The organism is Mesorhizobium sp. M1066, from assembly GCF_040318635.1.
Taxonomy (GTDB): domain Bacteria; phylum Pseudomonadota; class Alphaproteobacteria; order Rhizobiales; family Rhizobiaceae; genus Mesorhizobium.
Window position 1 is genome coordinate 309,427 of the sequence record NZ_JAMYMR010000003.1, and the last position, 22,862, is coordinate 332,288.

19 protein-coding genes and 1 pseudogene are annotated in these 22,862 nt (G+C 62.0%); 4 read left to right on the plus strand and 16 right to left on the minus strand.

The genetic code is table 11. The features are described 5' to 3' along the window. The first annotated feature begins 397 nt into the window (after positions 1 to 397). Positions 398 to 1,138, plus strand: a complete 741-nt coding sequence (gene lexA, locus NKH52_RS07255; RefSeq protein WP_013531746.1) for a transcriptional repressor LexA — start codon at positions 398 to 400, stop codon at positions 1,136 to 1,138. Here the strand turns inward: lexA and NKH52_RS07260 are convergent. After that, a complete protein-coding gene (locus tag NKH52_RS07260) occupies positions 1,132 to 3,594 on the minus strand; it encodes a ComEC/Rec2 family competence protein (RefSeq protein ID WP_352728376.1) in 2,463 nt (820 codons plus the stop codon). The two genes, lexA and NKH52_RS07260, sit on opposite strands and share 7 nt — an antisense overlap. 102 nt (positions 3,595 to 3,696) lie before the next feature. Here NKH52_RS07260 and gltX point away from each other — a divergent pair, with 102 nt between their 5' ends. Both gltX and gltA read left to right on the plus strand, forming a co-directional pair. Then, positions 3,697 to 5,121, plus strand: coding sequence for a glutamate--tRNA ligase (gene gltX / locus NKH52_RS07265; protein ID WP_352728374.1), 1,425 nt, complete (start codon positions 3,697 to 3,699; stop codon positions 5,119 to 5,121). A 185-nt stretch (positions 5,122 to 5,306) separates the two neighbouring features. Beyond that, positions 5,307 to 6,635, plus strand: a complete 1,329-nt coding sequence (gene gltA / locus NKH52_RS07270; protein ID WP_027036654.1) for a citrate synthase — start codon at positions 5,307 to 5,309, stop codon at positions 6,633 to 6,635. A 54-nt stretch (positions 6,636 to 6,689) separates the two neighbouring features. Here the strand turns inward: gltA and lpxB are convergent, their stop codons facing one another. The 13 genes from lpxB to NKH52_RS07335 all read right to left on the minus strand — a co-directional run bounded on the left by lpxB (position 6,690) and on the right by NKH52_RS07335 (position 19,801). Then, a complete protein-coding gene (gene lpxB, locus NKH52_RS07275) occupies positions 6,690 to 7,868 on the minus strand; it encodes a lipid-A-disaccharide synthase (RefSeq protein WP_352728372.1) in 1,179 nt (392 codons plus the stop codon). Continuing rightward, complete coding sequence (locus NKH52_RS07280) at positions 7,861 to 8,778, minus strand: LpxI family protein (RefSeq protein WP_352442398.1); 918 nt, start codon at positions 8,776 to 8,778, stop codon at positions 7,861 to 7,863. Before NKH52_RS07280 ends, lpxB begins: the two co-directional genes overlap by 8 nt. After that, entirely contained in the window at positions 8,750 to 9,583 is an 834-nt protein-coding gene (gene lpxA, locus NKH52_RS07285) for an acyl-ACP--UDP-N-acetylglucosamine O-acyltransferase (protein ID WP_352728370.1), read from the minus strand. Before lpxA ends, NKH52_RS07280 begins: the two co-directional genes overlap by 29 nt. Positions 9,584 to 9,596: 13 nt before the next feature. Then, positions 9,597 to 10,064, minus strand: coding sequence for a 3-hydroxyacyl-ACP dehydratase FabZ (gene fabZ / locus NKH52_RS07290; protein WP_013531753.1), 468 nt, complete (start codon positions 10,062 to 10,064; stop codon positions 9,597 to 9,599). Then, positions 10,057 to 11,115, minus strand: a complete 1,059-nt coding sequence (lpxD, locus tag NKH52_RS07295) for a UDP-3-O-(3-hydroxymyristoyl)glucosamine N-acyltransferase (protein ID WP_352728368.1) — start codon at positions 11,113 to 11,115, stop codon at positions 10,057 to 10,059. The genes fabZ and lpxD overlap by 8 nt, the downstream gene beginning before the upstream one ends. A 75-nt stretch (positions 11,116 to 11,190) precedes the next feature. Next, positions 11,191 to 13,557, minus strand: a complete 2,367-nt coding sequence (gene bamA, locus NKH52_RS07300; protein ID WP_352728367.1) for an outer membrane protein assembly factor BamA — start codon at positions 13,555 to 13,557, stop codon at positions 11,191 to 11,193. Between the two features lie 217 nt (positions 13,558 to 13,774). Beyond that, positions 13,775 to 14,917: an RIP metalloprotease RseP gene (gene rseP / locus NKH52_RS07305; protein WP_352728365.1), complete on the minus strand. Its 1,143-nt coding sequence runs from the start codon at positions 14,915 to 14,917 to the stop codon at positions 13,775 to 13,777. Positions 14,918 to 15,020: 103 nt separating this feature from the next. After that, on the minus strand, positions 15,021 to 15,836 hold the full coding sequence (locus NKH52_RS07310) for a phosphatidate cytidylyltransferase (protein WP_352728363.1): 816 nt from the start codon (positions 15,834 to 15,836) through the stop codon (positions 15,021 to 15,023). After that, positions 15,833 to 16,567, minus strand: a complete 735-nt coding sequence (locus tag NKH52_RS07315) for an isoprenyl transferase (protein WP_023812930.1) — start codon at positions 16,565 to 16,567, stop codon at positions 15,833 to 15,835. The genes NKH52_RS07310 and NKH52_RS07315 overlap by 4 nt, the downstream gene beginning before the upstream one ends. Before the next feature lie 34 nt (positions 16,568 to 16,601). Next, positions 16,602 to 17,156 (minus strand): ribosome recycling factor, encoded by a 555-nt coding sequence (frr, locus tag NKH52_RS07320; RefSeq protein WP_027044549.1) that lies wholly within the window; start codon positions 17,154 to 17,156, stop codon positions 16,602 to 16,604. Positions 17,157 to 17,257: 101 nt separating this feature from the next. Continuing rightward, on the minus strand, positions 17,258 to 17,980 hold the full coding sequence (gene pyrH, locus NKH52_RS07325; RefSeq protein WP_013531760.1) for a UMP kinase: 723 nt from the start codon (positions 17,978 to 17,980) through the stop codon (positions 17,258 to 17,260). Between the two features lie 147 nt (positions 17,981 to 18,127). Continuing rightward, complete coding sequence (locus tag NKH52_RS07330) at positions 18,128 to 19,234, minus strand: aldo/keto reductase (RefSeq protein WP_352735454.1); 1,107 nt, start codon at positions 19,232 to 19,234, stop codon at positions 18,128 to 18,130. 39 nt (positions 19,235 to 19,273) lie between these two features. After that, positions 19,274 to 19,801, minus strand: a complete 528-nt coding sequence (locus tag NKH52_RS07335) for a nuclear transport factor 2 family protein (RefSeq protein ID WP_352735453.1) — start codon at positions 19,799 to 19,801, stop codon at positions 19,274 to 19,276. Between the two features lie 116 nt (positions 19,802 to 19,917). On the opposite strand from NKH52_RS07335, the pseudogene NKH52_RS07340 reads away from it, so the two are divergent. After that, positions 19,918 to 20,845 (plus strand): annotated as a pseudogene (locus tag NKH52_RS07340) (LysR family transcriptional regulator). Positions 20,846 to 20,866: 21 nt separating this feature from the next. Here NKH52_RS07340 and tsf read toward each other — a convergent pair. Continuing rightward, entirely contained in the window at positions 20,867 to 21,787 is a 921-nt protein-coding gene (tsf, locus tag NKH52_RS07345; protein ID WP_352735452.1) for a translation elongation factor Ts, read from the minus strand. A gap of 109 nt (positions 21,788 to 21,896) precedes the next feature. Then, positions 21,897 to 22,685 (minus strand): 30S ribosomal protein S2, encoded by a 789-nt coding sequence (gene rpsB / locus NKH52_RS07350; RefSeq protein ID WP_023812937.1) that lies wholly within the window; start codon positions 22,683 to 22,685, stop codon positions 21,897 to 21,899. Between the last annotated feature and the right edge of the window lie 177 nt (positions 22,686 to 22,862).

Below are 22,862 nucleotides of genomic sequence, written 5' to 3' on the forward strand. Positions count from 1 at the left end.
CGATCCGCCGCCGCCGCCCTCACTGCCTGGCAGATGACGGAGGGCTGAATTTCCAGCCACAAATGCCAACAGACGTTGGCGTTTTGGCTCCGTTTCGTTCACGGCAAACGAACGTCCCGAAGATTTATATCGTCCTTTGTGGAGGTCGATAGATTGATAATGCCAATCCTTGGGTCGAGGATGAGCCACAGGTCATTAACCATAATAATTTCAATGTGAGCAGGCGCATCGCCGTGCCTGGCGCTTGTTGATCGCGACCCGCTGGCAAGCGCCAAATAATTTCAGCAGCCTTAACAAATTCATTAAACTTTAAACGGTTGCAGAACACAACTGGAACAGATAGGGTTTGTTCTGGGTTTGTTTTTCGATTCTGGTTTCAGGTAACCTGGGGGCCGCCATGCTGACGCGCAAGCAACATGAACTGCTGATGTTCATCCATGAACGCCTGAAGGAGAGCGGCATTCCGCCATCCTTCGACGAGATGAAGGAGGCGCTTGACCTTGCCTCCAAATCCGGGATTCATCGGCTGATCACCGCACTTGAGGAGCGCGGCTTTATTCGCCGGTTGCCCAACCGGGCACGCGCGCTGGAAGTGCTGCGATTGCCGGACTCGATCGCGCCCGGCCTCAACGCGGCAAAGAAGTTTTCGCCAAGCGTCATCCAGGGCAGTCTCGGTCAGGGTGGTGCCCTTGGCCGGCAGATCAAGCCGGCGCCTTCGCGGATGCCCTCGCCCGGCAATGATGACGATGCGGTCTCCGCCGTGTCGATCCCGGTCATGGGCCGTATCGCCGCCGGTGTGCCGATCGATGCCATCCAGCATCAGACGCATTCGATCTCGGTGCCGCCGGACATGATCATGGGCGGCGCCCACTATGCGCTGGAGGTCAAGGGCGACTCGATGATCGAGGCCGGTATCTTCGACGGCGACACCGTCATCATCCGCAATGCCGACACGGCGAGCCCCGGCGAGATCATCGTGGCGCTGGTCGATGAAGAGGAAGCGACGCTGAAGCGGTTCCGCCGCAAGGGCGCTTCGATTGCTCTCGAAGCCGCCAATCCGGCCTATGAAACCCGTATTTTCGGCCCGGACAGGGTCAAGGTGCAAGGCAAGCTCGTCGGCCTGATCCGCCGCTACTGAGCCGGCTGCGGGTTGGCCGCTGGCTTCTCCGGTTTCTTGAAGGGTGCCAGCCCCCTCGCCTCACGAGAGTATTTGCGTTGCGTGTGCCAGGGCCGATATGGGCTGTCCACCGCGAAGCTGATCGTCGCTGGCGTGGTCGCCGATTGGCGATCGAAGAAGACCGCGGCACTGCCTTTGCGAGCCAGTTGCCGCTTGGTGATGACGAGAACCAGCGGATTGTGACAGGCGTCATACGCGGTGGCGTCATTGATGACGATCAACTCGGCGAAGCCGCAGGCTTTCCAGGCGTCCTTGCGGTCCTCGACATAGGCAATGATCGCACCGGACATGTGCCTGGCCACGCAAACGCCTGAGGAGCAATAGAACGGCGATCCCAGCGGCAGATCAACGGCATCCGCGACATCGAATTGCCCATCGCTGTTGTCGAACACCTCTGGCACGACGATGGTTTCTGATGTCAGGGCGCGTTTCCAGTTATCGACGGTGAATTCGTTCGGCCGTTCCCGGCTGACGGCAAGCTCGCCGCCACCGATCGGCAACGCCACCAGCCGGGCGTCTTCCGAGATCAGCACATCCGGCGTGCGCGTATCCGAGACCGTCAGCAGGCCGGCAAGCGCGAAGGGCAGAGCAGCGAGCCGCAGCCAAGTTGTCGCCATCGTCGCGATGACCAAAGCAATCGCCACCAGCAGGACCGACTGTTGCGAAATCAGCCCGACCCCATCGACAGGCGAACGCTCGGAGATCCAGCCGGATATGGCGATCATCATCGTCAGGCCCTTACCCATCAGGTAGAGAGCCGGCCAATCCAATCCGAAAGGCATCAGCAGCGCGCTGGCGACGGCCAGGAACATGACGACGGTGACGATCGGCATAACCGCGAGATTGGCAAACAGGCTAAGCGGCGAGACACGCTGAAAATGCCAGATGGCAAACAGCGTCGTCGCGCTTCCGGCGATGATCGAGGTCATGGCAAGGCCGGTTGCCGCCAGCAGGAATTTTCGCGTCAGGAAACCTGGCATGGATCGCTTTGGCGGCGGCGGTCTTGCTTTTCCCGCGCGGTGATCGGCCCAGCCGGCATAGGCGCCGACCAGAGCCGCGGTCGCGGCGAACGACATCTGAAAACTCGGGCCGACCACCTCATGCGGCGACACCACGATGACGGCGATCGCCGAGATCGCCAGATTGCGCATGGTGAGTGCTGCTCGATCGAACAGCACGGCAATCAGCATCACCGCCAGCATGATGAAGCTGCGCTCGGCGGCAACGACGACTCCCGAGATGATGAGATAGGCCGCGATCGAGAACAGTGCGGCGGCGGCGGCATACTTCTTGACCGGGCGACGCGCGGAAAAGTCGGGAAACAAGGCGAAGGCGCCGCGCAGCAAACCCATGATGGTGCCGGCGACCAGAGCCATGTGCAGTCCCGAAATGGAGATGATGTGATAGATGCCGGTACGTCGCATCGCCTCATTGATGTCATCGGGAATGCCGGCGCGCACGCCGACGATCAGCGCCGCGGCGATCTCGCCTTCGGCGCCGCCGACGCTCGCCCTGATATGGTCGGCGATGCCTTCACGGGCATTTTCCACGCTAGAGGAAATTCGGGCCGGCAGCGGCATGTCGCCGTCATCGTTGACGACAAGCTTTGGATTGCCGAGAAAGAACCCGCTGCCACCGATGCCGGCAAAATAGCTGTCGAAGGAGAAGTCATAGCTGTCCGGCCGCACCGGTCCGGTCGGCGGCAAGAGCTTGGCATATCCGGTGATGAGGGAGCCGGCGGTCACGTCAGCCGGGATCTTGCGTGCCGAAAGCCGCACCCGTTCCGGCGCATAGCGCAGTTTCGGTCTTGCGGTCGATGTCACGTCGATGGTCAGCCGGATGCGGCCGGTTTCCATCCGGTCGAGCGAGACGACGCGGCCGGTCACCTGCGTCGAGATTTCCGAGCCCAACATTTGTGTGCCCGCACGCCACGTCTCGACCTTGGCAGCAAGCAGTCCTAGGGCGCACAAAAGTGCCGCCATGAAACACAGATGGGTCTTTGGCCATGAGCGCGAGACCAGCGCACAGACCCCCGTCAGAATGACAACCGCGACAGGTCTCGCAAAGTCGGGCTCGGCCGTCAGCGAAAAATAGCCGATCGCTCCGATCGCCAGACAGACCGGCACCAGCAGGAAGGCTACGCCCCGATCGAGTTCCAGGCTCGCCGCCATGTTCACGCTGTGGCGCAGGCGAGGCAGTGATGTCAGGCCGATCTGCCGGCGCACGCGCACGATCCTGCCGGTTTCGGCAACAGGAACAGAGGCGGCGACATCCGCTTGCAAGGGCGCCTTGCCGGGATCCGGCACGAGGGGTGACGGCGGCGGCAACGAGGCTGGCAGAGGCGCAAACAGGGACCGTTCGCTGACGCCAATGGCAGCGTCCTCGCCCTGATCCGAGCCCCAGCCTCGTCCAGCCATCAGGTCTGCCCCTTGCGCCCTCGACACCCTATGCTACATGAACGCCGGGCGCGCGAAAGTCCGCGCAACCGCACCCCGCTTCAGATGGTTTCCGAGAGTTCCATGTCCGACAAGGTCGTCACCCGTTTTGCCCCCTCGCCCACCGGCTATCTGCACATAGGCGGCGCGCGCACGGCGCTGTTCAACTGGCTGTATGCAAAGCACACTGGCGGCACGATGCTGCTGCGCATCGAAGACACCGACCGTGAACGCTCCAATGAAGCCGCGACGGCTGCCATCCTCGACGGGCTTTCCTGGCTTGGCCTGAGCTGGGACGGCGAGCCGGTGTCACAGTTCGAGCGTGCGCCGCGCCACCGCGAGGTGGCCGAGGAACTCGTACGCATGGGCAAGGCCTATTATTGCTACGCCACGCCAGCCGAATTGGAGGCAATGCGCGAGGCCGCCAGAGCCAAGGGGCTGCCACCCCGCTATGACGGCCGCTGGCGCGACCGCGACCCCTCAGAGGCGCCCGCAGGCGCCAAGGGCGCCATCCGCATCAAGGCGCCGACCGAAGGCGAGACCATCGTCCATGACCGTGTCCAGGGCGACGTGCGCTTTCCCAACAAGGATCTCGACGACTTCATCATCCTGCGTTCGGACGGCAATCCCACTTACATGCATGCCGTCGTCGTCGACGATCATGACATGGCCGTCACCCACATCATTCGTGGCGATGATCATCTGACCAATGCCGCCCGCCAGACCGTCATCTACAACGCCATGGGCTGGGACGTGCCGTCCATGTCGCATATCCCGCTGATCCACGGCGCCGATGGCGCCAAGCTGTCGAAGCGGCATGGCGCGCTTGGCGTCGAGGCCTATCGCGCCATGGGCTACCTGCCGGAGGCGCTGCTCAACTACCTGGCGCGCCTCGGCTGGAGCCATGGCGACGACGAGATCATGTCGATCAAGGATATGATCTCATGGTTCGATATCGGCGACGTCAACAAGGGCGCGGCGCGCTTCGACTTCGCCAAGCTGGAGGCGATCAACGGCGCGCATATGCGCCGCATGAGCGATGCCGAACTGTTCGACATCTTCATCGCCACCCTGCCCTATCTCGAAGGTGGCCCGGCGATCGCCGCGCGCCTGAACGAGAGCACCAAGGCGCAGTTGCTGGCAGCGCTTCCGGGCCTGAAGGAGCGCGCCAAGACGCTGGTCGAGCTCGTCGACGGCGCAGCCTTCCTGTTTGCCACGCGACCGCTGCCGATCGACGACAAGGCGGCCCTTCTGCTCACCGACGATGCTCGCAAGATCCTGCGCAGTGCTCACGAAGCTTTGAACGGGCTTGCGAGTGACTGGACAGCCGCCTCGGCGGAGGCGGCGATCCGCGAGGTGGCAGCGGCCGGCAGTCACAAGCTCGGCGCGGTGGCCCAGCCTTTGCGCGCTGCGTTGACCGGCAAAAGCACCTCGCCGGGCGTGTTCGATGTGCTCGCCGTGCTCGGCCGCGAGGAAAGCCTGGCGCGCATCTCAGATCAAATCGATTAGGAGCAAACTGGCCCAAGAAGATTGGCATTGAAAGGCGGGTTTCGCAGTGCAACATTAGGCCTTGGCCCAATCTGGCACGCACCTCCTGAAATGCGGTGGCGAATACGCGCATTGCGGTGATTTTCGACGTGTCGCTCTGCAGAATTTTGCCTTTGCCGGCATGAGGAAACAAGAAGGAGTTTGCAATGACCGAAGCTGCGAAAAAAATGGATTTGGGCGGCAAGACCCAGGAGGCCACGGCAACGCTTGCATTCGCCGGCAAGACCCATGAATTCAAGGTGCGAAGTGGTTCGGTCGGGCCTGATGTCATCGACATCGCCTCGCTCTACTCAACCACCGGCGCTTTCACCTACGATCCCGGCTTCACCTCGACGGCAAGCTGCGAGTCCGAAATCACCTTCATCGACGGCGACGCCGGCATCCTCCTCCACCGCGGCTATCCGATCGACCAGTTGGCCGAACATGGCGACTTCCTCGAGGTCTGCTATCTCCTGCTCTACGGTGAATTGCCGACCAAGGCGCAGAAGGACGACTTCGACTACCGCGTGACGCGCCACACCATGGTGCATGAGCAGATGTCGCGCTTTTTCACCGGCTTCCGCCGCGACGCGCATCCGATGGCGGTGATGTGCGGCGTGGTCGGCGCGCTGTCGGCCTTCTACCACGACTCCACCGACATCTCCGACCCCTACCAGCGCATGGTTGCCTCCATGCGGCTGATCGCCAAGATGCCGACGATCGCGGCGATGGCCTACAAATACCACATCGGCCAGCCGTTCATTTACCCGAAGAACGAGCTCAACTTCGCCGCCAACTTCCTGCACATGTGCTTTGCCGTGCCGTGCGAGGAATACAAGATCAACCCGGTGCTGGCGCGCGCCATGGAGCGCATCTTCATTTTGCACGCCGACCACGAGCAGAACGCCTCGACCTCGACCGTTCGTCTCGCCGGCTCGTCGGGCGCCAACCCGTTCGCGTGCATCGCCGCCGGCATTGCTTGCCTGTGGGGACCGGCGCATGGCGGCGCCAATGAAGCGGCGCTCAACATGCTTGGCGAGATCGGCCATGTCGATCACATCCCCGAATTCATCGCCCGCGCCAAGGACAAGGACGACCCGTTCCGCTTGATGGGCTTTGGCCACCGCGTCTATAAGAACTACGATCCGCGCGCCAAGATCATGCAGAAGACGGCACATGAGGTTCTGGGCGAGCTCGGCATCAAGGACGATCCGCTGCTCGACATCGCCATGGAGCTGGAAAAGATCGCGCTGACCGATTCCTATTTCATCGAGAAGAAGCTCTACCCGAATGTCGACTTCTATTCCGGCATCACGCTGAAGGCGCTGGGCTTCCCCACCACCATGTTCACCGTGCTGTTCGCGGTCGCCCGCACCGTCGGCTGGATCGCGCAGTGGAAAGAGATGATCGAGGATCCGCGCCAGAAGATCGGCCGCCCGCGTCAGCTCTATACCGGCGCACCCGAGCGCGACTACGTGCCGATCGCCAAGCGGTGAATTGGGAGTAGGGATTGGGCAGTAGGCAGTAGGCACGGTCAACTTCCCTACTCCCTACTGACTATTCCCTCTCTTGATATACCGCATCACCACCTGCGCGGCGATCTCGCCGGACGGTCTATCCGTCGCCATGCGCCGCGTGATCTCTGCAAATCCATTCTTCTGCCAGGCGCGCATGCCGCTGTCGGCGAACAGGGCTTCCAATTGCCGGGCCAGATTGTTCGGCTTGATGTAGCCGTCGTAGAATTCCGGAATAAGCGCTCGATCCGATATCAGATTGGGCAGCAGCGCCGACCAGACGGAAACGAGGTACGGCGCCAAGACGCGCGCGACCGGGTCGAGCCTGTAGCAGGAAATCATCGGCACGCCGGCCAGCGCCAGTTCCAGCGATACCGTCCCGGACGCGATCAGCGCCGCATCGGCTTTGCCGAAAGCCTGCCATTTGCGCTGGGGATCGACGATGATCTCAGGCTTTTCATCCCAGCGGTTGACGGAGGATTTGACGAGGTCGGCGACATGCGGAACGGTCGGCAGCAGCAGCCGCAGGCGGTGGCCACGCGCACGCAGAATCGACACCGTCTCGCCGAACGGGTCGAGCAGCCGCCGTACCTCGCCACGCCGCGAACCGGGCAGGACGAGCAGGGTCTTGACGCGATCAGGAGAAAGGTCGCGCGGCAGCTCCTGCGCGTTGGCTGCGGCCAGCAAGCCCGCATCGTGGGTCAGGCGATGCCCGACATAAGTGCCCGGTGGCCCGCCGAGCCGCTCGAGCTCCTTGACCTCGAAAGGCAGGATGCAGAGGATGTGGTCGACATAGGGCTTCATCGCCGACGCCCTGCCCGGCCGCCACGCCCACACGCTCGGGCAGACATAGTGGATGATCGGAATCGACGGGTTGGCCGCACGCACCTTTTTGGCGACGCGCAACGAAAAGTCCGGACTGTCGATGGTGACAAGGCAGTCGGGCTTTTCGTCGGCAACGGTCTTGGCCAGTTGGCTGATCCGCCGTATCAGGCGCGGCAGGTCGCGCAGGGCGGCACTGAACCCCATGAGGGCGATCTCACCGGCATCGAATGGCGAGACCAGTCCCAGCGCCTGCAAATGACGGCCGCCGAGGCCGACGAGTTGCACCTCGCGCCCGGCCGCCTGCCTGAGCGAGCGTACTATGTCGGCGCCGAGCAGGTCGCCGGACTCCTCTCCGGCAACGATCGCGATCTTCAATGCCCTGTCAGCCATTGCGCGGCTCCGTGGCGACAGGCAGGCCAAGGACGAACAGGCCGAGTGCATTGGCGCGTGCGATGGTTCCAGGACCTTCGAGGATCAGCGAGCGTCCCGCCTCGACGGCAATGCCGGCGAGCCCGGCCGCGTGCGCTGCCTCGACCGTCTGCGGACCGATGGATGGAAGATCGGCGCGCAGTTCCTGACCAGGCTTGGCGCACTTGACGAGGACGCCGCGGGTCTTGCCCGCAATACGGCCGTGGCCGCGCAGCAGCTTCGCACGATCAAGCAGGCCGGCTGTTCCTTCGATGCCTTCCAGCGCGATTGCCCGGCCGCCAACGGCGATCGCCGCCTGGCCGACATCCAGCGCCCCGATGGCCTTTGCTGCCGCAAGGCCCGCCTCAATATCGCGCCAGTCCAATTTTCGCGGTTCGGCCTTGGTCAGCACGCCTTCGGCGGCGACAAGATTCGGGACTACTTCGTGGGCGCCAACGACCTTTATTCCGCGCGCTTCGAGGCCCCGTGCCAAGATCTTTAGAAGACCATCATCGCCACGCGCGAGCGCCATGACGACCAAAGGAATCACCGCGAGCAGGCTGAGACTGGGGCGCAGCGCAAGCAATCGCGGCCGGCGCTTGATCTCGCCTGCAAGCACCAGATGGGTGATCCGGTGCCGCCGCAGCAATGGGACGAGCGAGCCTATACCTTCCAGAGCGAGGTTTTCGTGATCGTATCGGGAGAGTTCCGCGATGCGGTCGACTTCGCCTTCCATCAGGATGACGAAGGGCGGATAACCTTGTTCAGCCGAACCGGCCGCGACTTCGACCGGCAGACTGCCGCCGCCGGCAATGATGCCGACCCTGGAGCCCGGCGGAAGATCAAGACGCGCTGCCGCTGTCTCAGTCTTCGTCATCGACATCGTCGCCATCGCCGCCCTTGAGCGACGGCACAGCGTAGTGCCGCTTGCCGCGACTGGTGATGAAATCGATGATCTTCATGGCGGTCGGCGACGACGCGAACTCCGCCTTGGCGAACTCGATGTTCTCGCCAACAGTGCGGGAACGATCGAAGATCATCCTGTAAGCCTTGCGAAGCACAAGGATTTCGGACCTCGGCAGGCCGGAGCGCTTGAGGCCGATGATGTTGAGACCGCGCAGGCTGGCGCGGTTGCCGACCGCGATGGCAAAGGGGATGACATCGCCGACGATCGCGGAGCAACCGCCCAGAAAGGCGTTGTCGCCGATGCGGACAAACTGATGCACTGCGGTCAGGCCGCCGATATAGACATTGTTGCCGACCTCGCAGTGGCCGCCCAGCGTTGCGCCATTGGCGAACGTCGCATTGTTGCCGACGACGCAATCATGGGCGATATGGGCGTAGGCAAGGAAATTGCCATTGTCGCCGACCGTCGTCTCGCCGCGGCTGGAATCGGTACCGAGATGCATGGTCACGCCTTCGCGGATCGTGCAGTTCCTGCCGATGACCAAGATGGTTCGGCCGCCCTTGTGCTTGGTGTTCTGCGGCGGCGCGCCCAATGTCGCCATCGGGTAGACCTTGGTCGAGGCGCCGATTGACGTCGCGCCCATCACCGAGACATGACTGACCAGTTCGACGTCGTCGCCGATCACCACATCGGCGCCGACATGGCAGAACGGCCCGATGCGCGCGCCTTGGCCGATTTGGGCGCCTTCCTCGACAATGGAGGAAGCATGAATGGATGTCTTGATTTTCATAAGCACTCGATCGTCAGTCGCTGGTGACCATCATGGCTGAAATCTCGGCCTCGGCCGCCTTGGCGCCGTCGACCATGGCTTCACAAGCGAATTTGAGCAGGTTGCCGCGTTTCTTGATTTTCTTGACATAGATCTTCAACTGGTCGCCGGGAACGACCGGTTTGCGGAATTTGGCGTTGTCGATAGTCAGGAAATAGACCAGCGACGGCTTTTCGGTACCCAGGCTGCGGATACAGATGGCGCCGGCCGTCTGCGCCATCGCCTCAACGATGAGCACACCCGGCATGACCGGCTGCTCAGGGAAATGGCCCTGAAAATGCGGCTCGTTTATGGTCACGTTCTTGATGCCGATGGCGGATTCGTCGCCATCGATGTCGACGATACGATCGATCATCAGGAACGGATAGCGGTGCGGCAGGAGCTTCATCAGCCCCATGATGTCGACCGCTTCCAGCGTCGTCGACGCGATCATGTCAGCCATTGCCTCCCTCGCCCTGTTTGCGGGTCCTGGCGAGCTTGCGCAGCATGGCTATCTCCCGCATGGCTTCCGCCATCGGCTGTGCCGGATAGCCGCCCCAGATCTCGCCTGCAGGGACATTGCTCATAAATCCACTTCTGGCGGCAAGCTTGGCCCCTGTCCCTATGGTCAGGTGATCCGCAAGCCCGACGCCGCCGCCCATGGTGACATTGTCACCCACCACCACGGAACCCGAAATACCCGAAAGCCCGGCTATTATGCAATTGCGGCCGATGCGGACGTTATGGGCGATCTGCACAAGATTGTCGATCTTTGTGCCTTGGCCGATGATCGTATCGGACATGGCGCCGCGATCGACGGTGGTGTTGGAGCCGATCTCGACATCGTCCTGAATAACGACACGGCCGATCTGCGGCACGCGTTCGGGCCCCTTGGCCCCGCCGACGAAGCCAAAACCATCCTGGCCTATCCTGGCGCCGCCATGAATGATGACGCGATTGCCGATCAAGGCATACTGGATGCTGGCGCCCGGACCGACATAGCCGTCGCGGCCGATCTGGCAGGATGGTCCGATGACCGCATTCGGGGCGATGACGGTACCGCTGCCGATCGAAGCCCCTGGCCCGATGACCGCGCCGGCTTCGATGACGGCACCGGCTTCGACATGCGCGGTCGCGTCGACATGAGCATGCGGCGAGACGCCGGTTTCACTGGTCATCGGCCCTGGTGTCGCCGCCCTCGGAAACAGCAGACGCCCGACCAGCGCGAAGGCCTGTTGCGGACGCGGATGAATCAGAACGGCAACGCTTGCCGGCGCCTTGCCGGCAAATTCCGCCGGGCACAGGACCGCGGCTGCCCGCAGCGACGGCATCAGCGCGGAATTACGCTTGCCGTCGACAAAGACGAGCGCATTCTCGCCGCCCTCGCTGGCCGGCGCGAGGGCTTCGATCGAAATATCGGAGTGGCCGGAATCGACGAGCACCGAGCCGGTCAGATTCGCGACTTCGCCCGCCGTATACCGGCGTGATGGCGCGAAGAACACCGGATCGGTCATTCCAGAAGCTATATCCAGCTAGGTCGGAACATTTCTCCCGGACCCTGAAGACCCGGGAGCATCGTTGGCCGCCGATCAGAAGCGGGTCGATATGCCGAAGTTGAATTCCTGCACGTCGTCGCGCGCTTCCTTCTTGACCGGGATCGCATAGTCGATACGGATCGGACCGAACGGCGACGCCCACATCAGGCCGATACCAACAGAGGCACGCAACTGCATGTCCGTTGACTCCTGAGCGACGCTTGTAACCTTGCTGCCATAGAGAGTGGCCGCGTCAGCAAACACAGCACCGCGAAGGCCGAAGCTTTCCGGAACGACTGGCAGCGGGAACTGGGCTTCAGCAGAGGCATTGAAGTAGGTCGTGCCGCCGAGATGGTCACCCGTGAGAGGATCCACAGGCCCGATACCGCCATACGCGAAACCACGGATCATGCGGTCCGTGCTCTGGAACTGATCGAAGATACGCAGGCCGTCACTGCCATAACCCTCGACATGGCCGGCGCCGCCCGAAATAAGGCCGACAAGATCAAGCGACTCGGACAACGTCTGATAGACGCTGCCGCGTCCCGTGATCTTCACGAACTTGGCATCACCGCCGAGACCGGCCACTTCGACGGTCGTGTTGGCATAGATACCCTCATGCGGGTTCTTCATGTCGTCGATGGTGTTGTAGACAAGTCCCAGGCTAACCGAGGACTTGATCCAAGGGCTCTGATCGATGCCATCAAGGATCGCGGTTGAGATATTGCAAGGGCTGCCAGGAACATAAACCCCGTCGGTCAAGCAACCATCGTCAACTTCGTATTTTTCCTGCGAGATGTTGTACGCCAACTGGGTCGTGATGCTGTCGGTAATCGGCAGGCCGAAACGGATCGTCGCACCCGTGGTGTCGCTGTCGTAGTTGTTGTCGTATTGCCGCGTCGACTTATAGATGTCGAAGCCGGCGGCGATGCGCCGCCCGAGGAAATAAGGCTCTGTGAAGGACAGGCTGTAGTCGCGTGAATTCTTGCCGCCGCCCGCCGACAGCTTTATGAACTGGCCACGACCGAGGAAGTTGCGCTCGGTCACCGATCCTTCGACCGACGGACCGGCCGTGTCGCCACCGGTCGAATAACCAGCGCCCACCGAGAACTCGCCGGTCGATTTCTCGACCACATCGACCACCAGAACGACCTGGTCGGGCTGCGAGCCCGGCACGGTCGAGATGTCGACTTTCTCAAAGTAATTCAAGTTTTCCAAACGCTTCTTCGCGCGCTGGATGAGCACCTGGTTGAAGGCGTCGCCTTCGCTGACGTCGAACTCACGGCGAATGACATAGTCACGCGTGCGATCGTTGCCGCGGATTTCGATGCGCTCGATATAGGCCTTGGTGCCCTGGTCGATCGTATAGACAACCGAAATGGTGTGGTTCTCGAAATTGCGGTCGCCGCGCGGCGTGACCTGCGCGAAGGCATAGCCGGAACCGGCCACCTTCTCGGTCAGCGCGATGATGGAATCCTCGACGTTCTTGGCGTTGTAGACGTCACCCTTGTGGGTCTCGATCACCGATTCCAGCGACTTGCCGTCGACTTCAGGGATCGAGCTCTCGACGCTGACATCACCGAACGTGTAGCGGTCGCCTTCCTGGACGGTGATGGTCACCGTGTACTTGTTCGTCGCGCTGTCGAGTTCACCGACTGCGGACACGACCTGGAAGTCGGCATAGCCGTGATTGTAGTAGAAGCGACGCAGCAACTCCTGGTCGGCGCGCAGCTTGTCGTCGTCATAGACGTCGTCGCGCAGAATGAAGGAAACCCAGGACGAACGCTTGGTGTTGATGATATCCGACAGGCGGCGGCTGGAATAGGCGCTATTGCCGACGAAATTGATCGCCGCGATCTGCGTGCGGTCGCCTTCAGTAATGTTGAAGACCACGTTCACGCGGTTGTCGCCAAGCTGCATGACCTGCGTCGTGACGGTCACATCGTCGCGACCAATGCGTTTGTAGGCTGCCTTGACCGATTCCACGTCGGCATCGAGCGTCGCCTGCGAGAACGTTCCGCGCGGCTTCAGCTGCACGGCCGCCGCAAGCGCATTGTCCTTGAGCTTCTTGTTGTTCTGGAACAAAACCTGGTTGACAACCTGGTATTCGGCAACCTTGACCACCAGCGTCGAGCCGACCTGGTTGATCTGCACGTCCGAAAACAGACCTGTGCCGAACAGTGCCTTGACCGCACCGTCGATATCGGAACTGGAGAAAGCCTTGCCCGGCTTGATGGTGATGTAATTGCGGATGGTCTCAGCGTCGATACGCTGGTTGCCGCTCACTTCGACTCTGCTGACGACAGCGGCTTCAGCCGCCGATGTGGCAACGAACTGCACTGCGAGCGCGCCTGGCACGACCAAGGCCGCGGACAGGGTCACCGCGGACGCGGCGCTTAGAAACTTGGATGCTGCCTTCATCGGGCTTAATAACCTTTTCTCGTAGTCCCCACGGCGAGAAAACCGGACGTGCGGTAATTTCCCCTACCGTATTAACCGGATTTTCCCTACACGCAAGGCTTCTGGTTAATTTGTATTTACTTAACCCTGCGGCGTGGCTTTCGCGTCACTCATATCCCCTTGCATGGTAAACGGCGTCTCAACATCGTCCATGCAGAAGCCAAATTTCTTCATGATTTCAGCACCCAAACAGATCGTTCCAAAAAACGAACCCCATGAAGCACAGCACCAGAAGCAACCCGGCCCGATAGGCCATTTCCATCATCCGTTCCGACACCGGACGGCGAATGACAGCCTCCACCCCGTAGAACAAGAGGTGACCGCCGTCGAGGGGGGGAATCGGCAAAAGGTTCAGAATTCCGATGCCAACGGATAGCAGTGCAACCAACTGCACGAGCCATTCGAATCCCAGTTTCGCAGCCCTGCCCGCCATGTCGGCTATCTTCACCGGACCGCCCAGCTGACATTTGTCTTCGCGCCCGACAACAAAGCGCTGCAGGAACTGGCCGGTGCGCTGGATGACGTGACCGGTTTCCTCGACCGCCGCCGCGACCGCTCCGACCGGCGTGTAGGTGATGAGCCTCGGCTGGCCGAGTTCCTTGTTGTTGACGACACCGATCACGGCGACCTTGACCTTGTTGCCGAGCGCGTCTTCCTGTTCCATCAGCCGCGGCGCCGCGGTCACAGTGACCTCCTGGCCCTCGCGCAGCATGACGAAGGTGATTGCGTCGTCGGCTCGGCCCGAGACCAGGCGTTGGACGTCGCCAAAGGTTTCGACCTTGTTGCCGTCGACACTGACGAATCGGTCGCCGGGAAGAATGCCGGCCTTCGCCGCCGGGCTGTCGGCGGTCACCTCTGCCACCATGGGCTCGGCGACATAGCGGCCATAGGCGGTGAACAGTACGGAAAAGACGACGATCGTCAGCAGGAAATTGAACAACGGTCCGGCCACCACCGTTGCCGCGCGCTTCCAGATCGGCTGCGTGTGGAAGGCGACCTTGCGCTCTTCCTCGGTCAGCGTTTCAATTTCTTCCGACGTGGGCTGGCTCGATGTAGCGTTCATGTCGCCGACGAATTTTACATAGCCGCCAAGCGGTATCGCACACAGTTTCCAGCGCGTGCCGTGGCTGTCGTTGAAGCCGAAGAGTTCCGGGCCGAAGCCGATCGAGAAGGCCCTGACGCCGATGCCGCACCAGCGCCCGACAAGGTAATGGCCCATTTCATGGACGAACACGACCACGGTCAGCACGAAGAGGAACGGCACCAGCGTGCCCAGGACAAAGCCTTCTGTGCTGAAAAACGCGTGAAGAATCTCGTTCAAGACAAACCCTCAAATTCTTCCACGGCGCAGGCTGCGCCGTGACTGTGACACCAATCCGGGCGAATCCAAGGCGCATCGCGCAACGGACCTGAAATGATACCACTCAAACGGGAAACAGACCCTGCGCCGGATGATCGGCGTTCGCCGAAATCCAGCCGATGACGTATAGGGCGAATGCCGCTGCGACAAGCCCGTCGACACGATCCATGACGCCGCCATGGCCCGGGATGAGCGCCCCCGAATCCTTGCGGCCATGGCGGCGCTTGATCCAGGATTCGAACAGGTCGCCTGCCTGCGAGACAATCGACAGCACGAGCGCGACCAAGCCGAGCAATACCAGATTGCCGACACCGGCAGCTGCGGCGAGGACCAGCCCGGCGACGACGCCGCCGACAGCGCCGCCGAGTGCGCCGCTGCGCGTCTTGCCGGGCGAGATAGAGGGCGCCAGTTTCGGCCCCCCAACGGCGCGCCCCACGAAATAGGCAAGGATATCGGTGGCCCAGACGACCGCGAACAGGAACAGGATGGCAATGAGGCCTGAACGATCGCCATCGCGCAGCAAGGCGAGCGACAGGCCTGAAACCGCGGCATAGGCAAGGCCGCTCGCATCCCATTGTCCGGTCTTGCGAACCGAGGCGGCTATCGCCGTTGCGGCAACAATGGCCGCCACAAGCGGCAGCAGCCAGGAGGCGGCCAAGCCGCCAATCAAGGCGCCAATGAAGACAACCAGCAGTGCTTCCGGCAGGAAACCCAGGTCCGTTGCCCCGGTTGGCCGCGACATGCGGGTCCATTCATAGAAGATCGCCGCTACGATCACGGCACACAGCAGCCGGAACGGCAAACCGCCGATCCAGGTCAGGCCGAGAGTGATGATGGCGAGCACGATCGCCGAAACGATACGCAGTTGAAGATTGCTCATCCCGCGGCCGGTCGCGAAGCGACGTCCTGGCCGCCAAGTCCGCCGAAACGGCGTTCGCGGCCAGCAAACTCACGCAAGGCCTCGGCAAGGTGCTCGCGGCTGAAGTCGGGCCAGTAGCAAGGCAGGAAGACGAGTTCGCTATAGGCGGCTTGCCACAGAAGGAAGTTCGACAGCCGAAGCTCGCCGCTGGTGCGAATGACCAATTCCGGGTCGGGAATGCCTTGCGTATCAAGCGCGCCGGCAAAGCTTTCGGCTGATATCGCCTCGGCGTCGAGTTCGCCACGCGCCACGGCCGCCGCAAGCTTTTGCGCCGTGCGAACGATTTCGTCTCGTCCGCCATAGTTGAAGGCGATCACCAGCGTCAGCGATTCGTTTGCGGCCGTCAGCGTTTCGGCCTCATCGAGCAGTCCCCTGATATCAGACTGCAGCCCTGCCCGGTCGCCGATGATTCTAACCCGCACACCGCTCTGGTGCAGTTCGGCAAGGTCACGGCGGATGAACATTTTCAGGAGGCCCATCAGGTCGCTGACCTCGGACTTCGGCCGCGACCAATTCTCCGACGAGAAAGCATAGACGGTCAGGTAGGAAATGCCGAGCCCAGGTGCCGCGCGCACCGTCTTGCGCAGCGCCTCGACACCGGCACGGTGCCCCGCAAGACGGGGCATGCCGCGCGCCTTGGCCCAGCGTCCGTTTCCGTCCATGATGATCGCGACATGCGCGGGCGTTGCCATGTTCTCGCTTTCGGGTCAGCCGGCGGCCATGACCCTAAACCTGCATGATTTCAGCTTCCTTATCGGAAAGCAGGTGGTCGATGGTGCTGATCGTCTCGTCGGTAAGTTTCTGGACCTGGTCCGAGCGCTTGCGCTGATCGTCTTCGCTGATGTCGCCGTCCTTCTCCGCCTTCTTCAGGAAGTCCATGCCGTCGCGGCGCACATGGCGCGCGGCGACACGGGCGTTCTCGGCGTAGGTGTGCGAGATCTTGACCAGTTCCTTGCGGCGCTGTTCGTTAAGTTCGGGAAGTGGAATCCTGAGATTGGTGCCGTCCACGATCGGGTTGAACCCCAAATTGGATTCGCGGATCGCGCGGTCGACCGCGCCAACCATCGACTTGTCCCATACCGATACCGAGATCATGCGCGGCTCCGGCACCGAGACGTTGGCGACCTGATTGATCGGCATGCTGGTGCCGTAGGCCTGCACCTGGATCGCATCGAGCAGATTGCTGGAGGCGCGACCGGTCCGCAGCGAGGCCAGATCATGCTTGAACGCGGCAATAGCCCCATCCATGCGCCGCTTGAGATCGTCGTACTCACCACTCATCTTTATCTCCTCGACCCGTCTAATGCGGGCTCACTGCTTCGGGGCCGTCTTCGAATCGAACTTTCGAAAACCGGCTTCCCTTTTCGGGGTCAGGCCGCCGATCAATCGTCCGCGACGACCGTGCAGCGGCCGCCGCCCCTCAGAATATCGCCGAAACCACCTTTTTCGTGGATCGAATAGACGATTATCGGAATGTTGTTTTCGCGCGCAAGTGCAATCGCAGCAGTATCCATGATGGAAAGGCCGCGATTTATGACTTCGCCATGGCTGATGCGCTCGAAACGCGTCGCATTCGGGTCCTTCTTCGGGTCCGCCGAGTAGACGCCGTCGACCTGAGTGCCCTTGAACAGAGCGTCGGCGCCGATTTCAGCCGCGCGGAGGGCGGCGGCCGAATCAGTGGTGAAGAACGGATTGCCGGTGCCGCCGGCAAAGATCACCACCTTGCCCTGGTTCATGTAGGCGGTCGCCTGGCGCTGCGAAAAGCTCTCGCAAAGTTCGGGCATGGCGATCGCCGAAAGCACCACGGCGTCGACGCCGATCTTGTTCAATGACGTGCGCAGCGCCAACGAATTGATTACCGTGGCAAGCATGCCCATGTGGTCGCCGGTGACACGATCGCCGCCCTTGGAGGCAACGGCCACGCCGCGAAAGATGTTGCCGCCGCCGATGACGACGCCAACCTCGATGCCCAATGCGCGCGCCTCGGCGATGTCGCCGGCGATGCGATCCACCACTGACACGTCGATGCCGAAATGCTGCTCGCCCATCAACGCTTCGCCCGACGCTTTCAGCAAGACACGTCGGTAGAGGGGCTTCACCGTCATCTGGGCCTCGTCATTTTGCGTGTGGCGCGTTCCAGGTGGCTACCTCGCGCTGGTGCCGCCTCGAAACAATGGCGTTCCGATACACGAAGGGCGCCGCGATGTCCCGCGGCGCCCAAACGGCAAATTGCCGGTTTCCCGTCCCATCAATCAATTGGTGGACACGCTGGCCGACTCTCCTTCGATAAGCACCGGTGACGCGTAGTTGGAGGGCTTGTCGCCGGTTGTCGCGCCGCCGGTAACGCGCGCCTGTATCTGCGAACCGAAATAGGAATAGGGAAACGGCGCTGGAGTTCTGCTGGCTCTCTCCAGCCGGTCGCGATGCGCTTTCGGAATCTCGAAATCCAGCGCGCCAAGATTGTCATGCATTTGGCTGAGCGTCGTCGCACCGAGGATGACGGTTGCGATCCCCGGCTGCGTCGCCACCCAGTTGAGCGCGACCTGAGGCATGCTGCGGCCGATCTCGGATGCGACCTTCTCGAGTTCCGCCACGATAGCCCAGTTGCGTTGCGTGAACTTTTGGAAACCCGGATGCGTCGAGTTGCGAAATCCGTCGAGGCGGCCATTTCCGGTCTGGGCCGGTCGATACTTGCCGCTCAGCAAACCGCTGGCCAGCGGGCTCCACACCATGATGCCGGCGCCATGGCGCGTGCCGAATGGCACGAACTCGTTCTCGATCGCGCGTTCGGCCAACGAATATTCGAGCTGTAGCGCCGAAACCGGCTCATATCCGCGCAATTCGGCGATCGCCTGCGCGCGACCCGCGTACCAGGCGGGCACATCGGAAAGTCCCACATGGCGAATCTTGCCCATCCGAACCAGGTCGTCCAGCGTGCGCATGACCTCTTCAGCCGGGGTCAGCCTGTCCCAGACATGCATGAGATAGAGATCGATATAGTCGGTCCCCAACCGTTTCAGCGAAGCATCGACGGCCCGCATTATGTTCTTGCGGCCGTTGCCGCCAGCATTCGGATTGCCGGGCTGCATGTTCATGGTGAACTTGCTGGCGATCACCGCCGTGTCGCGCAGCCCGCGCTCGGCGATGAATTCACCAAGCCAGACTTCGGCCGTGCCATCTGTGTAGAGATCCGCCGTGTCGAAGACATTGCCGCCCGCCTCGACATAGGCGTCGAAAATCGCCCGCGCCGTATCCCTGTCGGCTCCCCAGCCCCATTCCTTGCCGAAAGTCATCGTGCCCAGTGCCAGCCGGCTGACCCTGAGGCCGCTGTTGCCAAGAGTGTAGTAGGTCATGGTCATGATCGTCTTCCAATGCTTGGTGATAGATACCCCCGCGCGTCACTGGCCCGGAGTGTTCTTGACCCAGGGATTGCCGCGCTCGTGTGTCATGTGGAACGCGAAGCCATCGACCTTCCAGCCATCCGCAAAACGCGTCAGGTGATGCTCATAGGTGCCCCAGACCTCCCAAAGCGGGTCGCCATTGCCTTCCATCCGGTTCCAAGCATAGCCGTTCGACAGGACAGTCGCCGTGTCCGCCTTGAGAGCGACCTGGTGATTGCTGCGCAGATGCAGGCTTGTCTTGCTGCCCTTGAGGTTGGCCGCCCAAGCGCCAATCAGATCGTCGGAGGCGATGTTGGCCGCTGGCTGTCCGGAGAGACTGCTGAAGTCGGCGGTGATCCGATCCGCAAAATAGCCGCGTGCAAGTTTCCAGTCCTGGGCGTCGACGGCCCGGTCGATGGCATCGGCAATGCGAATGACCGCGCGTTTGTCTGCGAGGGCCCGCCAGTCTGATGGCTCCGCCCCACCGGCATCCATCGGCGCCAACGCCATGCCTGCCGTGAAAGTTGCGTGCTTTAACGTGTTCATGTCTCGTCTCCTCAGTGTCATCAGCCGATCGCCGGTGAGTTGGCGACAATGTGGACCACCGCCTTGGCATCGATAAGGTTGCATTGTTGGCAAAGACCATGCGATATCATTCATGAATGGATCGCGATCTGCTCAGCCATCTTCCTGTCGTGGTCGCCGTTGCCCGGCGTGGCGGTTTCGCGCTTGCCGCCGCCGAACTCGGCATGAGCCCTTCGGCGGTCAGCCATGCGGTGCGCATTGTCGAAGAGCGGATCGGCCAGCCCTTGTTCGCCCCGCACGACGCGCAGCGTTTCGCTCACCGAGGCCGGCAAGGCGCTGGTGGAAACGGCGGCTCCGGCCCTGCAGGATATTGCCGAGCGGATGGACCGCATCCGCAGCGTCAAAGGCAGGCCGTCTGGCCTGCTCAGGATCAACGCCTCCAACATAGCGATACCATTCGCGGTGACGCCGGTGGTCGCGGCGATGGCCGAGCGCTATCCGGAGGTTACGATCGAGGTCTTCGCTGACCAGGGTCTGGTTGATATCGTCGGCGAAGGCTTCGATGCCGGCGTCCGGCTTGGCGAGATGATCGCTCAGGACATGGTTGCGGTCCGGCTGACGCCGCCATTCTCCGTCGTCATCGTCGCCTCGCCCGCCTATATCGGAAGGCACGGCCGTCCGGGCGGCGTTGCCGACTTGGCGAACCACAATTGTATCGGCTACCGGCTCGTCCGCTCCGGTGCGCTCTATCGCTGGGATTTGATCGAGGATGGCAAGGACATCGCCATGGAGACGCGGGGCAGCGTTGTCGTGACGGATTCGCTCGCAGCAATCGATCTTGCGCTTGCAGGCGTCGGGCTTGCCTATGTGTTCGAGCCGCTGGCGCGCGCCGATCTTGCCGCGGGCCGCCTCGTCCAGGTGCTGCCGCAGACGGCGATCGAGGAACCGGGGCTATTCCTCTATTTCCCTCGCCGGGCGGCGATGGCGCCGAAGCTCAGGGCCTTTATCGACACCGCACAAGAAATCGGCCGGGCCTCCTTGCGGACACCCGGCCGAGTTGCCTGAGTTCGTGAGCCCAGGAAAGGGCTATTTCTTGACCGCTGCAGCGACTTCCGCGGCGAAATCGGTCTCTTCCTTCTCGATGCCCTCGCCCAGGGCAAAGCGCAGGTAGGCGGTGATCTTGGCCGGCGCACCGATCTCCTTCTCGGCATCCTTCAGCGCCTTCTCGACGGTGATGTCGGGATTGAGCACGAAGGCCTGCTTCAGGAGCACGACTTCCTCGTAGAACTTGCGCAGACGGCCCTCGACCATCTTCTCGATGATCGCTTCCGGCTTGCCGGACTGGCGTGCCTGGTCGGAGAAGATAGCCTTCTCGCGTTCGACCGCGGCCGGATCGATCTGCTCTGCGGTCAGCGCCAGAGGGTTGGTGGCGGCAACATGCATGGCCACCTGGCGGCCAAAGGCGTTGGCGGCATGCTCATTGCCCGTGGTCTCGATCGCGACCAGCACGCCGAGCTTGCCAAGGCCGTCGGCAACCGCGTTGTGAACGTAGGTAGCGACAGCGCCGTGCGGAACGGTGAGCTTGGCCGAGCGGCGGAAGCCCATGTTTTCGCCAATGGTGCCGACAGCGTCCTTGATGGTGTCGGCAACAGACTTGTCCGAACCCGGATACTTTGCGGCAGCCACAGCCTCTGTCGTGCCATAGGCCAGAGCAACCTTGGCTACATTGGCGACGATTTCCTGGAACGCGGCATTGCGGGCAACGAAGTCGGTCTCGGAATTGACTTCCACGACGGCCGCTTCGCGAACGCCGGAATCAACGCCGATCAGGCCTTCAGCCGCGGTGCGCCCGGCCTTCTTGTCGGCTTTGGAAATGCCCTTCTTGCGCAGCCAGTCGACGGCCTCTTCCATGTTGCCGTTGGTCTCGGTCAACGCCGCCTTGCAATCCATCATGCCCGCGCCGGTCAAGTCGCGGAGTTCTTTGACCTGTGCAGCCGAAATGCTCATTGTCGCCTCTTTGGTTTAAATGCACCGACGCACCATCGGTATTCGATGGTGCGTCTGTTTAGCGTGCCAGAATATGAGAAAGATGAAGGCCGCAACCGGCCTTCGATTATCAAGCTTCGGGAGCTTCCGACGCCGGGGCCGGAGCCGGGTCGAGCGCGGGTTCGACCGGAGCTTCGACCGAAGCGCCGATGTCGACGCCGAGCGCGCCCTGCTGGCGGGCGATGCCGTCGATCGCAGCCTTGGCGATCAGGTCGCAATAGAGCTGGATGGCGCGGGCCGCGTCGTCATTGCCGGGGATCGGGAAGTCGATCTTGTCCGGATCGCAGTTCGAATCGATGATGGCGACGACCGGGATGCCGAGGCGCTTGGCCTCGAGGATGGCGATCGCTTCCTTGTTGGTGTCGATCACGAACATCAGGTCGGGCGTCGAGCCCATGTCCTTGATGCCGCCCAGCGCCTTGTCGAGCTTCTCGCGCTCGCGGTCGAGGTTGAGGCGTTCCTTCTTGGTCAACCCTTGCGCTTCGCCGGCCAGCATCTCGTCGAGCTTGCGCAGGCGCTGGATCGAGTTCGAGATCGTCTTCCAGTTGGTCAGCATGCCGCCGAGCCAACGCGAGTTGACATAATACTGAGCCGAACGCTGTGCCGCATCGGCGACGATGTCGGACGCCTGGCGCTTGGTGCCGACGAACAGCACGCGGCCGCCCTTGGCGACGGTGTCGGAAACCTGCTTCAGCGCCTGGTGCAGCAAAGGCACCGTCTGCGAGAGGTCGATGATGTGGATGTTGTTGCGGGCGCCGTAGATGTAAGGCGCCATCTTCGGGTTCCAGCGGTGGGTCTGGTGGCCGAAGTGAATGCCAGCTTCCAAAAGCTGGCGCATGCTGAAATCAGGCAGTGCCATTCAAAGTTCCTTTCCGGTTAGCCTCCACGGACACAGGCATTTTCGGACTTTGTCCTCGAACGCCACCGGAGGTTTCAGCCGGATTTCTCCCGGGCAGACACCAAAGTCCGTGTGTGGAATGAGCGCGCATATAGAGGGGATGCGCGACAAACGCAAGCGCCGCAGGATCCGTGGTGT

Coding starts and splice junctions, on each gene's coding strand:
- lexA (WP_013531746.1), top strand. CDS start 398: ATGCTGACGCGCAAGCAACATGAACTGCTGATGTTCATCCATGAACGC.
- NKH52_RS07260 (WP_352728376.1), bottom strand. CDS start 3,594: ATGGCTGGACGAGGCTGGGGCTCGGATCAGGGCGAGGACGCTGCCATT.
- gltX (WP_352728374.1), top strand. CDS start 3,697: ATGTCCGACAAGGTCGTCACCCGTTTTGCCCCCTCGCCCACCGGCTAT.
- gltA (WP_027036654.1), top strand. CDS start 5,307: ATGACCGAAGCTGCGAAAAAAATGGATTTGGGCGGCAAGACCCAGGAG.
- lpxB (WP_352728372.1), bottom strand. CDS start 7,868: ATGGCTGACAGGGCATTGAAGATCGCGATCGTTGCCGGAGAGGAGTCC.
- NKH52_RS07280 (WP_352442398.1), bottom strand. CDS start 8,778: ATGGCGACGATGTCGATGACGAAGACTGAGACAGCGGCAGCGCGTCTT.
- lpxA (WP_352728370.1), bottom strand. CDS start 9,583: ATGAAAATCAAGACATCCATTCATGCTTCCTCCATTGTCGAGGAAGGC.
- fabZ (WP_013531753.1), bottom strand. CDS start 10,064: ATGGCTGACATGATCGCGTCGACGACGCTGGAAGCGGTCGACATCATG.
- lpxD (WP_352728368.1), bottom strand. CDS start 11,115: ATGACCGATCCGGTGTTCTTCGCGCCATCACGCCGGTATACGGCGGGC.
- bamA (WP_352728367.1), bottom strand. CDS start 13,557: ATGAAGGCAGCATCCAAGTTTCTAAGCGCCGCGTCCGCGGTGACCCTG.
- NKH52_RS07310 (WP_352728363.1), bottom strand. CDS start 15,836: ATGAGCAATCTTCAACTGCGTATCGTTTCGGCGATCGTGCTCGCCATC.
- NKH52_RS07315 (WP_023812930.1), bottom strand. CDS start 16,567: ATGGCAACGCCCGCGCATGTCGCGATCATCATGGACGGAAACGGACGC.
- frr (WP_027044549.1), bottom strand. CDS start 17,156: ATGAGTGGTGAGTACGACGATCTCAAGCGGCGCATGGATGGGGCTATT.
- pyrH (WP_013531760.1), bottom strand. CDS start 17,980: ATGACGGTGAAGCCCCTCTACCGACGTGTCTTGCTGAAAGCGTCGGGC.
- NKH52_RS07330 (WP_352735454.1), bottom strand. CDS start 19,234: ATGACCATGACCTACTACACTCTTGGCAACAGCGGCCTCAGGGTCAGC.
- NKH52_RS07335 (WP_352735453.1), bottom strand. CDS start 19,801: ATGAACACGTTAAAGCACGCAACTTTCACGGCAGGCATGGCGTTGGCG.
- tsf (WP_352735452.1), bottom strand. CDS start 21,787: ATGAGCATTTCGGCTGCACAGGTCAAAGAACTCCGCGACTTGACCGGC.
- rpsB (WP_023812937.1), bottom strand. CDS start 22,685: ATGGCACTGCCTGATTTCAGCATGCGCCAGCTTTTGGAAGCTGGCATT.